This window comes from Mycobacterium asiaticum DSM 44297 (assembly GCF_000613245.1).
In the GTDB taxonomy this organism is placed as follows: domain Bacteria; phylum Actinomycetota; class Actinomycetes; order Mycobacteriales; family Mycobacteriaceae; genus Mycobacterium; species Mycobacterium asiaticum.
The window spans coordinates 502,906-515,954 of sequence record NZ_HG964939.1 but is presented as its reverse complement, the minus strand read 5'-3'; the positions used below and the strand labels follow the sequence as shown (position 1 = coordinate 515,954).

Sequence of the window (13,049 nt, the reverse complement as noted above, 5' to 3'; positions counted from 1 at the left end):
TGGCTTGGCTCCCAACGGTGATCACGTTGCGAGTGCCCCGGAGAGATTCGGTTCTGGCCCCCTTCGTCTAGCGGCCTAGGACGCCGCCCTTTCAAGGCGGTAGCGCGGGTTCGAATCCCGTAGGGGGTACTTGCGACGCGGGCTACCGTGGAGCAGAGCAAGGCCCTGTGGCGCAGTTGGTTAGCGCGCCGCCCTGTCACGGCGGAGGTCGCGGGTTCGAGTCCCGTCAGGGTCGCCAGCACGGCGAGGCACACGCTGCCTGCCGGCTTCCGGCCAGGTAGCTCAGTCGGTACGAGCGTCCGCCTGAAAAGCGGAAGGTCGGCGGTTCGATCCCGCCCCTGGCCACCAGTTCTAAGGACTCGGGAACGGCGTCCCGGTCAGGATCGTCTCCGCCGACTCGACCAGCACGGTCAGCTCCAAACCGCCCGTCAGCGTGAGCAATCCGACGTTCGCGGCGATCGGATTACCGACGGCATTGACCAGTCCCTGCAACGGCTGCCCGTTGACCGCCTGCAGCACCCCGTCCAGGAACAGGTTGGCGTCATAGGACGGCAGCGACACCAGCGCCGCGGTGGCGAGGTCCGCGGTCGGCAGCAGCGTCGCGTAGGCAGTCGAAAACGCGTTCGTCGCAGACCCGACGACGGCCGTGTTGGCCGCCTCCAAACCGAGCAGCAGGTCCGATACCGACGGCGCCCCGGCGGGCAGCGTCACGCCGCCGGTCGCCGGCAGCAGGTCCGCCAGTGACAGTGACGGCAGCTGCAGCGGACCCATCGTCGACAGGTCTCCTGCCGCCGCGGCAATCCCCTGCGGTATCCCCTGCAGGATCGCGGGACCCAGGGCCGCGGTGGCACTCAGCGGCGGCAGGAACCCGAACGGGGTGGGCACGTTCGCCGGGCCGGTGGAATAGCCGAAGTTCGGGTCCCCGTAGCCCCAGTTGACGATCGGTTTGAGCACCGGTTGGACCAGGTCCGCGAGTGGGTTGCCGATGAAGGGGATGGCCCGGATCGGATCCAGCAGCGGCAGGTTCTGCGTCGGGATCATGTAGTACGTCGTCGTGGTCGGTCCCTGCGTCGGCAGCACGATCGCCGAAGCCAGCTGCGCCGCCGTGACGCTGTCGTAGGTCGTGTGCACCGTCACCATGCCGGCCAGCGCGTTCAAATCCGAGATGACGTTGATCGGGTAACGAGGGAAATCCGCCCAGCCGTCGTATTCGAGGGTGTAGCTCAAGGTCGGGAACGAATTGCTGGGCGCCGGTCCCAACGTGGTGATGCCCAGACTCGGCAGGCTGAGCCCGGGGAAGCGCGCGTCCCAGCCGCCATTGGGATTCATCGAATTCCCCAGCAGCACAAAGTTGATCGGCAGCGAACTCGGCGTCCCGGTGGGATCCAACAATTGCATTTCCAAAGATGCGATGTTGGCGCTCTGCGAATAGGCCACGATGTTCAGCGCATTTCCGGCGGCCAGTTGCTGCTGGATCGCGTTGTTCAAGATGGTGACGCCCCGGGCGATTGCCACATCGGAGGTTAGGTCTTTGATTCCGCTGTCCGGGAATTCACCGGCCGGCAACGCCAGTGCCTGCACCAGGCCCGCGGGGAAATGGGGTTCGAGGTATTTGGCGACCACGTTTGCGACGAAGTCCGCCGGGGGTATCGGGGTTCCGCTGCCGTCCATGACCAGCGTGACCAACCCGCCGGTCCCGCTACCGCCCAGCAGCGGGGTGGTGAGCGCGCTCACACTGGCCGCCTCCGAGACGGTATAGGCCTCACCGGCTGCGGCCAGCGACTGCGCGAACTGCTGATGCATCGCCGCCATTCGGGAAATAACCTGCTGGCCCTCCTCGGCGAAAGCATTGAACAGCCCGGCAATCGCATTCGAGACTTCGTCGGCGGCCGCCGACACCAGCCCCGTTGTGGTGCGTGCCGCGGCGGCACCGGCATCGCGGACCGCCGTCCCGACGGCAGCCACTTGCGCTGCGGCCGAGGCCATTACCTGAGGTTGCGTCAGCACGTACGCCATGCAGCCATCCCTACCACCGCGGTAGGAACGCCGCTCCGCGCCACGACCGGCGCTCAGTCAATTCCCAGTTAGCGCAAAGAAATTGGGTCGCTCAGCTCGCGACCGGGTCTGACCAAACCGGACCCGGAGAATTGACGTCCGTTCTGCGAACCCGGGTCCATGCGGAGCCGTGTGGAACGGGAGTCGTGAATGTTGTCGCGGTGGATGGAATTGCGTTGAAACCCTGATTGCCAGGAAAAGCTTCACCGGGGGAGCAGAATGCACAGAGTGCAGGACTCAGCGTGGGGTAACCGCACGCGGGGCAAACACAAGTTTTCACTGCTCCGGCTCCTGGTAGATGTAAGTCGAACGCACCCCCCGACTACCCTCGGGTACCACCACCTAAACGCTTCTCTTGCAACGGTTGTTGCCGCCAAACTCGCTCGAGATGGGTGGTTACAAGGCGCATGGATCGGGGAACTCGCCCTCCAGATGGTGTCCGAAGGGGGCGCCGCGAGGATAGGAGCGAAAATGATCGGAACGATAGTTCTGGCGTTGGTCGTGGGCGCGATTATCGGTGTGGTAGCCCGCCTGGTCATGCCCGGTCGGCAGAGCATCGGCATGCTGATGACGGTGTTGCTCGGTGCGTTGGGTGGCTTGCTCGGCTCCCTGATCACCAGCCACTTCGGTTACTCCAACGCCAACGGCGGGATCGCCTGGATTCCGTTCTTCGTCGGTGTGGGCGCCGCGGTCGTCTTGATCGCCGTTTACGAGGCGGTCACGGGACGCCGTACGCACACCCGGCTGACCCGGTAACCAGCCGACAAATTACGAGCGTAACGCCGCGGCACAAGGGAAATCCCGCCGCGGCGTTACGCTCGTTTTTTCGTCAGCGTCGGTAAACCGGCAAATACTGGCCGAGTTCATCGAACAATGCCTGATTTAGATTAAAAGCGACTTTTACCTCGCCGACCGCCCGATCGATTTCCTCGGCATCCAGCGCAAGGTCGTCCAACCGGGCGCGGTATGCGTCCTTATAGGGCTTGGCGCGTACCGGGAATTTGTAGAACGCCAAGCCGGCGCCGTCCAGTTCGAAGGTCCGGTCCAGGATCTTGCCGACGGCCTGGCCGCCCGACAGATCGCCCAGGTACCGGGTGTAGTGGTGGGCCACCAGCGCACCGCCCCACGAAGCACGGGTTAGCCGGTCGCGATAGGACCGGGCGGCGGGTGAGTCCACCTCCCGCGCCACTCCGGGCGCCCAGAAGTCCAGATCCGCATCGATGGCGGCCAACCGTTCCAGCGCGGGGTCATACACCGCGGCCACCAGCGGGTCGTCGCGCCGACTACGGACCGCTGCCTCGAGAGCCTCGTAGATCATGCGTAACCGCAGCAGGTAATCGGCATAACCACGCCGGTTGATTCGGCCGGCAAGCAGTTCCGTCACGAACGGCGACTGCTCCGCGGCGTCATGCTCGACGGTCGAACCTTCCTTCATCGCCACGGAGAGAGGCTGGACGGCCTCGGTGGCGCTCGGCGACATCCTGCTCCCGTCGGTTGCTAGCGATCGTGCCTACCTGTCAGAACGATACTGACAAGTCCTGCGGCGTTGCATCTGTTCCATGTGGGACCGCAGGCCGGAGGGGCCGCCCGTAAACTCTCGGGCATGGTTTTGCGGGGGCCTCGGGTCATGCGGACCCTAGCTGCAGCTACGGGCAGGGCGGCGGCCGTCGTTGCTTGCTCCGCAACCATCGCCGCCACGGCTTGTTCACACAGCGGCCCATCGGCTAACCCCACTCCCACGCCCGGCTCCCGGGCCGATGCCCTGATCGTCAGCGTGGAGGAAGTCCGTCGGATAGCGAATTACGAAGAGCTGACGGCACATACCCACGCGGACTTGCGTCATCCGCCGCCCAGTGACCTCAACGCTCCGGGTCCTTGCCGGGCGGCGGGAATCAGCGACGTCACATTCGGCACCGGCTGGACGGAATTTCGCAGTGCGGGCTATCACGGGATCACCGACGACCTGAAACCGGGCGGGCCGGCCATGATCCAGACGGTCAGTCAGGCCGTCGCGGTGTACCCGGACTCCGCCACGGCGCGTGGTGTCCTGCATCAGCTCGAGTCGTCGTTGCAAGACTGTGTCGCGTTGCACGACCCCCGGTTCGACTTCACTCTCGACCGGCCCGACACTGCCACCGTCAGGATCAGCGCCAATGCATGGAGTCACGTGTATCACGAGAAGTCGGCGGTGCTGATCAGCGTCGGCGTGCTTGGGCTCGAACCGGCCGATCAGATTGCGAAGGCCATTCTGCAGACGGCCACCGGCCGGCTCTGACAGACACGCTGTGGCGCTGGCGGCATTCGGTCCGGCGAGCCGGGACAATATGGACGTGCGTCCTTGGCGGGTGGCCCTGCTCATCGCTCGGCTCACGATCGCGGCATGCCTACTCGGCGCCTGCCATTCGACCCAAACGGCGAAACCGCTCGCTACTGCGCTCTCGGTCCGACCGGTACTCACCACCTCCCCGTCGGGCCCAGGGGTGCCGCCGGTCAGCGACGAAGCCCGGGCGGCGGGATTCGTCGACGTCCGCTCCGTCGTTCCGGATGCCCTCATCGACCTGCGGTACGCGACGACGAACAATTTCACCAAGACGCAGCTCTATCCCGCCGACGCCCGCTGCCTGGTGCACCAATCCATGGCGCAAGGCCTCACGGCGGCGGCGAACGCGTTGCGCCCGGACGGGCATGTGCTGGTCTTCTGGGACTGCTACCGACCCCACGACGTCCAGGTCAAGATGTTCCAGGTGGTGCCCAATCCGGCGTGGGTGGCCCGCCCCGGCCAGTACGCCCACAGCCACGAATCCGGCCGGTCGGTCGACGTGACCTACACCTCCGCGCAATCCCCTTGTCCCGCTGGCCAATTGGTGAGCGGTATCTGCCTGGCCGAGATGGGCACCGACTTCGACGACTTCTCCGCGCGTGCCCACGCCTACGCGACGCAGGATGTCAGCGCCGCGGCCGTGGCCAACCGCAAACGCCTGCGCGACGCAATGAGCTACGGCGGCCTGGCCGTCTATTCCGGCGAGTGGTGGCATTTCGATGGCCCTGGCGCAGGGGTCGACCGGCCGATCCTCAACGTGCCGGTCAACTGAGCATGCTCACTAGGCTGCTTGCGTGAGCGACGAACCCCGGACCGTCTACACCCACGGACATCACGAGTCGGTGCTGCGCGGTCACCGGCGACGCACGGCGCAGGATTCCGCCGGTTACCTGTTGCCGCGTCTGCGACCGGGATTATCGGTGCTCGATATCGGTTGCGGCCCAGGCACAATCACCGCTGACCTGGCGGCTCTGGTGGAACCCGGGGAGGTGACCGCGGTCGAGGTCACCGACGATGCATTGAACCTGGCGCGCGCCGAGGCGCAGCGGCGCGAGGTCTCCAATATCTCGTTCGTGACTGCCGACGTGCACGCGCTCGATTTTCCGGACGACGCGTTCGACGTCGTGCACGCCCACCAGGTCCTGCAGCACGTGGCCGATCCGGTCCAGGCGCTGCGGGAGATGCGGCGGGTGTGTGTGCCGGGCGGCGTGGTCGCGGTGCGGGACGCCGACTACGCCGGGTTCATCTGGTACCCGCGGGTCGATGCCCTGGATCGTTGGCTGGCGTTGTACACCGAGGCGGCGCGCGCCAACGGCGGCGAACCCGATGCCGGTCGCCGGCTGCTTTCCTGGGCCCGACAAGCCGGCTTTGCCGACATCACCCCCACCGCCAGCATGTGGTGCTACGCAACGGAGGAGACGCGCGACTGGTGGGGCGGCATGTGGGCCGATCGCATCCTGCACTCCGACCTGGCGCACCAGTTGGTGCGGTCGGGAATGGCTACCACAGCCGAACTCGAAGAGATCTCGTCCGGATGGCGGCGATGGTCGCTGGCGCCGGACGGCTGGTTCGCCATCCCGAACGGCGAAATACTCTGCCGCGCCTGACGTCAGCCGCCGTGCGCGACGATGGCGTTGCGGGCGTAGTCGGCGGCCTGGTTTGCCATTCCGTTGTCACGGTAGGTGCTGTGCGCGGCACGATCGCGTCCGCCGGGGGAGCACACCGGATCCCCGTCGACGCAGAGTTGCAGTGTCTTCGCCGCGTAGAGCGAACCGATGTTGATGGGCGGGGCGCTGCGGTCGACGAGGTGCAGGAACCAATCCGACGGCGGTGCGAACAACACCACCGCCGCGACCTTGGAAGCCACGGCCGGCGGCATCGGTCCGGTCACTCCGTCGGGCAGGGCGACACCGTCGGGAACGGAATCCGAAGTCGTGTATGCGGCAACGGCTGCGCCCTGAGAGTATCCGCCCAGCACGATTTTGGTGTTCGGGCAGTTCGCGGCGGTGGCCTCGACCTTTGAGCTGGCGTCGGCCACCCCGTCGACCGCCCGGTTGAAGTCCAACGAGGCCGGGTAGTTGACCGGGTCAACGGCGACGTTCTTGCCGACCAGGCGGGCATTGAGCGCATCGACGAAAGCCTGCCCGGTAGCGCCGATGCCAGGGGCTTCGAAGGTCCCGCGGGCAAACACCACATCGACATCCGGACAGCCGGGATCGGCCCCGGCGTGCGCGAGAACGCGTTGCGGAGCGGCCATCAGTGCCAGCATGGACAGGAGCGCCGCGGCCAACAATGGCGCCACTCGCGGAAATGACAGGGTGGGGGATCCGGTGCGGCGCAAGGTCGGCTCTTTTCGTCAGTCATTTCCAGGGGTCCGCCGATAGAACCTGGTGGCGGGGCGATTTGTTCCGCACCGGTTGCGCACCAGGTGCGTTGTGATCGTAATTCAGCGATTAGACAGGTGCAGCCCGGGCGAATGCCGCAGCGAAGCCGAACGCGGGTCGTTTTGCGCTGTTTATGCACTTAACCGGTGGTGCCGGTCAGCGGCTCGGCGAATTGTCCCGGATTTGCTGTTGTGCGCATCGTCACATTCTTGGATTCGAATGTGCTGCCGCACAGGCTATTCAGGGCGTGGATGAATCGCCATCGGCTATTCGGGCGCTCAGGCTCTCCCGGTCCACCCGGGCTATCACTTCATTCATGTCGAGACGCGCGATGATGGCGTCCAAATCAATGCGCGCCACAATGGCGTCGATGTCGATGCGGGCGATGATCGCGTTGATGTCGATGCGAGCCATCAGGGCGTCAATGTCGAGCCGCGAAACGATCTCGGCGATATCGAGACGGGCAATGATGGCGTTGATATTTATCCGCCGCACGATCCGCTCCAGGCTGATGCTGTCACCCACGATCGTGTCGACCAGCCCGAACAGTGCCCGCTCGGCCTCACGCCGCTGCCAACGCAGTAGCCCACTCACCCTCGGTAGGCTACCGGCGCTTCGGCGTGGCAAGTCGTCAGTCATGGCGGCATTCTGCGGTAAAAGCGGCTCGCTGGATACCCCGTTTCACCAGGTCAACACTATGGTATTGGCATTCTCTTTTTTTGCAAGTACGTTATGCACTGATGGATAACGCAGCCCAGACCCCGTCGGGCATACCGCTCGCGCCGGTGTATGGACCGGCGGACCGACCTTCCGAGCCACCACCGCCGGGGGAATTCCCGTTCACCCGGGGCAACTTCGCCTCGGGATACCGCGGCAAGTTGTGGACCTTCCGGCAGTACTCCGGTTTCGGCACCGCGGAGGAGTCCAACCGCCGCTACCGCTACCTGCTCGAGCAGGGCGGTACCGGTCTGTCGGTCGCGCTCGACCTGCCGACCCAGTGCGGGTACGACTCCGACGACCCCGACTTCGGAGAAGAAGTCGGCCGCGTCGGCGTCGCGGTGGACACGCTGGCCGACTTCGAGATCCTGTTCGACGGCATCCCGCTGGACAAGCTGAGCACCAGCATGACCATCAACGGCACGGCGGCGATTCTGCTGGCGTTCTACGTGGCGGCGGCCGAACGCAAAGGGATCCCGCGTGCCAAGCTCACCGGCACCATCCAGAACGACATCCTCAAGGAATACGCGTCGCGGGGAACCTGGATCTGGCCGCCCGAACCGTCACTGCGACTGATCGCCGACACGATCGAGTTCTGCGCGGCCGAAGTGCCGAGGTTCAACGCGATCTCGGTGGCGGGGGCACACTTTCGGGATGCCGGTGCCACGGCGGTGCAGGAAATGGCGTTCACGTTGGCCGACGGCGTCACTTATTGCGACACGGTCGTCGAACGCGGCCGGATGACCATCGATGAATTCGCGCCGCAGATCTCTTTCTTCTTCTACACGCACGGCGATTTCTTCGAGGAGGTCGCCAAATACCGTGCGGGACGGCGTCGCTGGGCCACCATCGTGCGGGAGCGCTACGGCTCCACAAAGGACAAGGCGTCGATGTTCCGGTTCGGCTGTGTGTGTGGCGGTGCGTCGCTGTATGCGCCACAGGCGCAGAACAACGTGGTGCGCGTGGCCTACGAGGCGATGGCGGCAGTGCTGGGCGGCGTGCAGTCGATGTTCACCGCGGCGTGGGACGAGCCGTTCGCCCTGCCCACCGAGGAGTCCACCACGCTGGCGCTGCGCACCCAGCAGATCCTCGCTTACGAAACCGGCGTGACGCAGGTCGCGGACCCGTTGGGTGGCTCCTACTTTGTCGAGGCGCTCACCGACGCCACCGAGGCTCGCATCATCGAGATCATGGCCGACCTCGAACAGCACGGCGGCATGGTCAGCGCGATCGAGGACGGCTACCTGCAAGGCCTGATCGCCGACGAGGCGTACCGGGTCCATCAGGACATCGAGTCGGGCGCGCGCCCGGTCGTCGGGGTCAACAGGTTCGTCTCGCAAGAGCCCGAACCCGATGTCGTCACCTACGAACTCGACGCCGAGGGGCGCGATCTTCAGCTCAAGCGCCTGTCCAAGGTGAAGGCCGAAAGGGACAGCGCCGCGGTGGAATCCGCACTCGCCGCGTTGTCGCGCAGCGCCGAGGGGACGGACAACCTGATGCACAAGCTGATCGACTGCGCCAACGCCTACTGCACGGTGGGGGAGATGGTATCCGCGCTCAAGGCGGTGTGGGGCGAGTTCCAGCAGCCGGTGGTGTTCTAGATGGCGGCGCGCATCCTGGTCGCCAAGCCGGGCCTGGACGGGCATGATCGCGGCGCCAAGATCGTCGCCCGCACCCTGCGGGACGCCGGCTTCGAGGTCATCTACACCGGCATTCGTCAGCGCATCGAGGACATCGCGTCGATCGCGGTGCAGGAAGACGTCGCTGTGGTCGGGCTGAGCATCCTGTCCGGAGCGCACCTGACGCTCACCGCACGCACCATCGAGGCCCTGCGCCAGGCCGACGCCGGCGATATTGCCGTGGTGGTCGGCGGCACCATCCCGCACGCCGACGTACCCAAACTGCTCTCGGCCGGTGCGGCGGCGGTGTTCCCCACCGGGACTTCGCTGGACACCCTGGTGCGGGATATCCGCGCGCTGACCGGCACACCCGAACCCGACCAGGAGGTGCCGTGCGCGTCGGAGTGATGATCGGCGCCGAGCGTGGCGACATGGCCCGCAAGGTGTCGAAACTGGCTGCAGACATCGAATGGGCCGAAGCCGCCGGCCTGGATACGGCGTGGATGCCGCAGGTCCCCGACGATTTCGACTGCCTCACCATGGTGTCGCTGATGGCCGCGCACAGCAGCCGCATCGAACTGGGCACCGCGGTGGTGCCGCTGCAGGCCCAGCATCCCATCGCCCTTGCCCGCCAAGCGCTTTCGACGCATGCCGTGGCGGATGGCAGGTTGGCGCTGGGGGTTGGACCGTCGCATCACTGGATCATCCGCGACATGCTCGGGTTGCCGTATCAGAAGCCGGCCGCCTACACCCGCGACTATCTGCAGGTGCTCAATGCCGCCATCGCGGGACCGGGACCGGTTGACGTCGAGAACGATTCGTTCACGGTGCACAATCCGACCGTGCTGGCTGCAGACCCCCCGATGCCGGTGCTGGTCGCCGCGCTCGGGCCGGTAATGCTGCAAATTGCCGGTGAACTGGCCGACGGCACCGTGTTGTGGATGGCCGACGAACGCGCGATCGGTGAGCACATCGCGCCGAAGATCACCAAGGCCGCCGCCGACGCGGGCCGGCCCGCACCGCGGATCGTCGCGGGCATCCCCGTATGCCTCTGTGCGCCTTCGGAAGTGGAGGCAGCCAAGGAGCGGGCCAACCGGATCCTGGGTGAGGCCGAGGTATCGCCCAATTACCAGCGACTGCTCGAACGCGGCGACGCGCGCGACGTCGGGGATCTGTGTGCCGCCGGTGATGAGGCGGGGATCCTGGCTCGGATGCACCGCTTCGCCGACGCCGGTGTCACCGACCTGTCAGTGCGCTTGTTGCCCATTGGTGACAACCGCGACGAACTGATCGCCTCCAAGCGCCGCACCCGCGAGATGATCGCCGAGCTGGCTGCGGAGTTGCGGTGAGCAGTCCCCCGCAAGCGGGCGGTGCCCCCAATGAAAGCCCCGACACGCACGGCGTGCCGGGTGCTCTCACGTCTCCTCGCGGGAAGGGCGGGGAAGGCCCGCTCGCCGGCATCCGGATTCTGGAAGTCGGCACCATGCTCGCGGGGCCGTACGCCACGATGCTGCTTGCCGACCTCGGGGCCGAGGTCACCAAGATCGAACCGGCTGGCGGCGAGATATCCCGCGGAGTGGGTGACAGCTACTTCGCCAGCCTCAACCGCAACAAGTCCAGCCGCTTTCTCGACCTCAACAGCGATGCGGGACAACAGAAACTAGGCGAACTCGTCGCGGGAGCACATGCGCTGCTGGTGAATCTGAAGCCCTCGGCGATCCGGCGCCTGGGACTCACCTACGAAGCGCTGCGCCGGCACAACGAGAAAATCGTCTGCGTTGCCATCACCGGCTTCGGTCTGGACGGCGGTGACGACCCGGCGTTCGACTACGTCGTGCAGGCCGGGGTCGGCATAGCCGCCCTGACCGGCGACCCGGACGGGCCGCCGACGCTGCCCGGCTACTCCTCGGCCGACAATTCCACCGGAATGTGCGCTGCGCTGGGGCTGTTGGCCAAGATCGTCTCCGGCAGCGGCGGACAGGTGGACGTCTCGCTGCGTGACGTGATGTTCTCCCAGTTGAATTACCACGCCGCCGCGTACCTCAACGACGGCACCGAGCCGCAGCGCCGGCCCTACGGTGCGCACTCGTATTACGTTCCTGCGCAACTGTTCCCGACCGCCGACGGATTCCTGGCGCTGTTCATCACCCACGATGGGTTCTGGAGATCGTTTGCGACCGAGGCAGGTATCGGCGGATTCGAGACGATGGCCGAGCGGGTGAGCCGCCGCGACGAGGTCCTGGCCGTCGTCACCGCGATGCTGGCCACCGATACTGCCGCCAGTTGGGAGCGGCGGCTGCGTCGGCTCGGAGTCCCCGCGGCCGCGGTGCGCACGCTGCCCGAGGCGCTCAAAGCAACGCCGGAAGTCGTGGTGTCCGCGGGGGATATGCGCCTGGTGGGCAGCCCAATTCACGTGTCCGGTTATCAGCCCGACTACCGGCCACCGCCCAAACTCGAGGGCGCTCAGGGCGCTTAGGGGGCGTAGTCGGTGACGACCTCGAGCAGCCGCGGTATCGGCGGCGGGTCGAGCTGTAGCGCATCGGACATGGTCAGCTTGGCGCGGCCCATGTTCTGCAGGATCGCCGCCAGGTCGTCGCCCTCGATCTCATACAGCGCGACGTAAGGCCCCTGCCCGTCGACCGGCCGCAGCCGGCGAGCTGAAACGATGCCGTCCACCGCGACCAGTTCGGGAAGATGAATCTCGTCATACCAGGTGTTGTATTCCTGTTCGCGGTCGGGCGAACTCGGATAGGTCTCGACATAGATGATGCCTTTTGCCATGCTCGCGGCCTCCCTGGTGGCTACTCGTACTGCACGGTGATCGGTGTGGTGTCAGGTATGCCCTGGCACGTCAGTATGTAGCCGTCGGCGACCTCGTCGTCATCGAGCGCGTCGTTGATCCGCATGGTCGCGGTGCCTTCGGTGAGCCGGGCCATGCAGGTTCCGCAGTTACCGGCCTCGCAGTTGAACGGCGGATCCAGCCCTGCCCGGCGCGCGCTTTGCAGCAGCGTTTCGCCGGGAACCAGCGGCACCGTAACTTTTTACGCTCGAGGTGAATGGTTACCGTGCCGGGCTCGGTCATGACCGCCTATCTTGGACTAGTTGCGTTCTTCAGTATAGAGAATACTATTCTCACAGGACGATAGGATCTTCTCAAGCCCGTCCTACCGGAAGGATCGAAACGTGAGCGAGCCGGCCGCGCTCGTGTTCGAGGATCGGCACTTCAGCCTGCCTCGGCTCGCCGCGCTGACCGACGGACTGGCCGCCAGCCTGCGCAAACGAGGGGTCGGCCCGGGGCAACGGGTCGCGGTGATGGCGTCCAACCGGCCGGAGTTCGTCGCGGCGGTGCAGGCGCTGTGGCGCCTCGGCGCGGCAGCGGTCCTGCTCAGCCCGGCCTGGAAGCGTGGCGAGGTCGAGCACGCGTTGGCACTGACCGACCCCGCCGACGCCGTCGGCGACCATCCGGTGCTGGCGCAGCTGATGCCGATGCTGCACCTGGACGAGCCGCACGCTGCCGGGGAAGCGGCGACCGCCGCCGCACGGCCGGACGACGACGCGGTCCTGGTGTTCAGCTCCGGCACCACCGGGCTGCCGAAGGCGGTCCGGCACACCCACGCCTCGTTGGCCGCGGCGGTGCGGCACTGGCGCGATGCGTTGCGGCTCACCGACCGCGACCGCATCCAGATCGCCACCCCGCCGTCGCACATCCTGGGCCTGCTGAACATCCTCACCGCGTTGCGCACCGGAGCCTGGTTGAGGCTGCACCCGCGCTTCGATATCGACCGGATGCTGCGCCACATCGAAAGCGACCGCATCACAGTCGAAATGGCCGTGGCACCTATCGCGCTGGCCATCGCCTCGCATCCCAAGCTCGAGTCGTACGACCTGTCGTCCCTGCGGTACATCATGTGGGGAGCCACCCCCGTGACCGCCAGCATCGCCGAGAGGTGACCC

Annotated in this window: 13 protein-coding genes, 3 tRNA genes and 2 pseudogenes; 12 read left to right on the top strand and 6 right to left on the bottom strand. The window is 66.2% G+C overall.

Annotation, left to right across the window (positions count from 1 at the left end):
- Positions 1-56: 56 nt before the first annotated feature.
- The 3 genes from BN972_RS26400 to BN972_RS26390 all read left to right on the top strand — a co-directional run bounded on the left by BN972_RS26400 (position 57) and on the right by BN972_RS26390 (position 348).
- A tRNA-Glu gene (locus tag BN972_RS26400) sits at positions 57-129 on the top strand.
- 32 nt (positions 130-161) lie between these two features.
- Positions 162-238, top strand: a tRNA-Asp gene (locus BN972_RS26395).
- 33 nt (positions 239-271) lie between these two features.
- Positions 272-348, top strand: a tRNA-Phe gene (locus BN972_RS26390).
- A gap of 3 nt (positions 349-351) precedes the next feature.
- On the opposite strand, the gene BN972_RS26385 is transcribed toward BN972_RS26390, so the two are convergent.
- On the bottom strand, positions 352-2,016 hold the full coding sequence (locus BN972_RS26385) for a PE family protein (protein ID WP_036365339.1): 1,665 nt from the start codon (positions 2,014-2,016) through the stop codon (positions 352-354).
- Positions 2,017-2,526: 510 nt separating this feature from the next.
- On the opposite strand from BN972_RS26385, the gene BN972_RS26380 reads away from it, so the two are divergent.
- Positions 2,527-2,811, top strand: a complete 285-nt coding sequence (locus tag BN972_RS26380) for a GlsB/YeaQ/YmgE family stress response membrane protein (protein ID WP_036365337.1) — start codon at positions 2,527-2,529, stop codon at positions 2,809-2,811.
- A gap of 73 nt (positions 2,812-2,884) precedes the next feature.
- On the opposite strand, the gene BN972_RS26375 is transcribed toward BN972_RS26380, so the two are convergent.
- Entirely contained in the window at positions 2,885-3,535 is a 651-nt protein-coding gene (locus tag BN972_RS26375) for a biliverdin-producing heme oxygenase (protein WP_036365335.1), read from the bottom strand.
- A gap of 147 nt (positions 3,536-3,682) precedes the next feature.
- On the opposite strand from BN972_RS26375, the gene BN972_RS26370 reads away from it, so the two are divergent.
- From BN972_RS26370 to BN972_RS26360, 3 genes are read left to right on the top strand one after another with little or no spacing between them, the layout of a single operon-like run.
- On the top strand, positions 3,683-4,330 hold the full coding sequence (locus tag BN972_RS26370; protein ID WP_036365331.1) for a sensor domain-containing protein: 648 nt from the start codon (positions 3,683-3,685) through the stop codon (positions 4,328-4,330).
- A 49-nt stretch (positions 4,331-4,379) separates the two neighbouring features.
- Entirely contained in the window at positions 4,380-5,147 is a 768-nt protein-coding gene (locus BN972_RS26365; protein ID WP_036365985.1) for a M15 family metallopeptidase, read from the top strand.
- Between the two features lie 22 nt (positions 5,148-5,169).
- Positions 5,170-5,982 (top strand): class I SAM-dependent methyltransferase, encoded by an 813-nt coding sequence (locus tag BN972_RS26360; protein WP_036365328.1) that lies wholly within the window; start codon positions 5,170-5,172, stop codon positions 5,980-5,982.
- A gap of 2 nt (positions 5,983-5,984) precedes the next feature.
- Here BN972_RS26360 and BN972_RS26355 read toward each other — a convergent pair whose 3' ends face one another.
- The gene (locus tag BN972_RS26355) at positions 5,985-6,644 is read right to left on the bottom strand and encodes a cutinase family protein (protein WP_065139085.1); all 660 of its coding nucleotides are present in this window, start codon (positions 6,642-6,644) and stop codon (positions 5,985-5,987) included.
- 355 nt (positions 6,645-6,999) lie between these two features.
- A complete protein-coding gene (locus BN972_RS26350) occupies positions 7,000-7,353 on the bottom strand; it encodes a hypothetical protein (RefSeq protein ID WP_051545815.1) in 354 nt (117 codons plus the stop codon).
- A 146-nt stretch (positions 7,354-7,499) separates the two neighbouring features.
- Here BN972_RS26350 and BN972_RS26345 point away from each other — a divergent pair, with 146 nt between their 5' ends.
- The 4 genes from BN972_RS26345 to BN972_RS26330 are packed head-to-tail and all read left to right on the top strand — an operon-like array spanning position 7,500 to position 11,571.
- Positions 7,500-9,077 (top strand): methylmalonyl-CoA mutase family protein, encoded by a 1,578-nt coding sequence (locus BN972_RS26345; RefSeq protein ID WP_036365325.1) that lies wholly within the window; start codon positions 7,500-7,502, stop codon positions 9,075-9,077.
- Positions 9,078-9,503: a cobalamin B12-binding domain-containing protein gene (locus BN972_RS26340; RefSeq protein ID WP_036365323.1), complete on the top strand. Its 426-nt coding sequence runs from the start codon at positions 9,078-9,080 to the stop codon at positions 9,501-9,503. It begins immediately after the preceding gene.
- Positions 9,488-10,444: an LLM class F420-dependent oxidoreductase gene (locus BN972_RS26335; protein ID WP_036365320.1), complete on the top strand. Its 957-nt coding sequence runs from the start codon at positions 9,488-9,490 to the stop codon at positions 10,442-10,444. Before BN972_RS26340 ends, BN972_RS26335 begins: the two co-directional genes overlap by 16 nt.
- Before the next feature lie 53 nt (positions 10,445-10,497).
- Complete coding sequence (locus BN972_RS26330) at positions 10,498-11,571, top strand: CaiB/BaiF CoA transferase family protein (protein WP_261785929.1); 1,074 nt, start codon at positions 10,498-10,500, stop codon at positions 11,569-11,571.
- Here the strand turns inward: BN972_RS26330 and BN972_RS26325 are convergent.
- Positions 11,568-11,876, bottom strand: coding sequence for a DUF4286 family protein (locus tag BN972_RS26325; protein ID WP_036365318.1), 309 nt, complete (start codon positions 11,874-11,876; stop codon positions 11,568-11,570). The two genes, BN972_RS26330 and BN972_RS26325, sit on opposite strands and share 4 nt — an antisense overlap.
- Before the next feature lie 20 nt (positions 11,877-11,896).
- Positions 11,897-12,177 (bottom strand): annotated as a pseudogene (locus BN972_RS26320) (2Fe-2S iron-sulfur cluster-binding protein).
- Between the two features lie 101 nt (positions 12,178-12,278).
- Here BN972_RS26320 and BN972_RS26315 point away from each other — a divergent pair.
- Positions 12,279-13,040: pseudogene (locus BN972_RS26315) on the top strand (class I adenylate-forming enzyme family protein); the annotation flags it as partial.
- Between the last annotated feature and the right edge of the window lie 9 nt (positions 13,041-13,049).

Coding starts and splice junctions, on each gene's coding strand:
- BN972_RS26340 (WP_036365323.1), top strand. CDS start 9,078: ATGGCGGCGCGCATCCTGGTCGCCAAGCCGGGCCTGGACGGGCATGAT.
- BN972_RS26375 (WP_036365335.1), bottom strand. CDS start 3,535: ATGTCGCCGAGCGCCACCGAGGCCGTCCAGCCTCTCTCCGTGGCGATG.
- BN972_RS26380 (WP_036365337.1), top strand. CDS start 2,527: ATGATCGGAACGATAGTTCTGGCGTTGGTCGTGGGCGCGATTATCGGT.
- BN972_RS26370 (WP_036365331.1), top strand. CDS start 3,683: ATGCGGACCCTAGCTGCAGCTACGGGCAGGGCGGCGGCCGTCGTTGCT.
- BN972_RS26365 (WP_036365985.1), top strand. CDS start 4,380: ATGGACGTGCGTCCTTGGCGGGTGGCCCTGCTCATCGCTCGGCTCACG.
- BN972_RS26325 (WP_036365318.1), bottom strand. CDS start 11,876: ATGGCAAAAGGCATCATCTATGTCGAGACCTATCCGAGTTCGCCCGAC.
- BN972_RS26385 (WP_036365339.1), bottom strand. CDS start 2,016: ATGGCGTACGTGCTGACGCAACCTCAGGTAATGGCCTCGGCCGCAGCG.
- BN972_RS26355 (WP_065139085.1), bottom strand. CDS start 6,644: ATGCTGGCACTGATGGCCGCTCCGCAACGCGTTCTCGCGCACGCCGGG.
- BN972_RS26345 (WP_036365325.1), top strand. CDS start 7,500: ATGGATAACGCAGCCCAGACCCCGTCGGGCATACCGCTCGCGCCGGTG.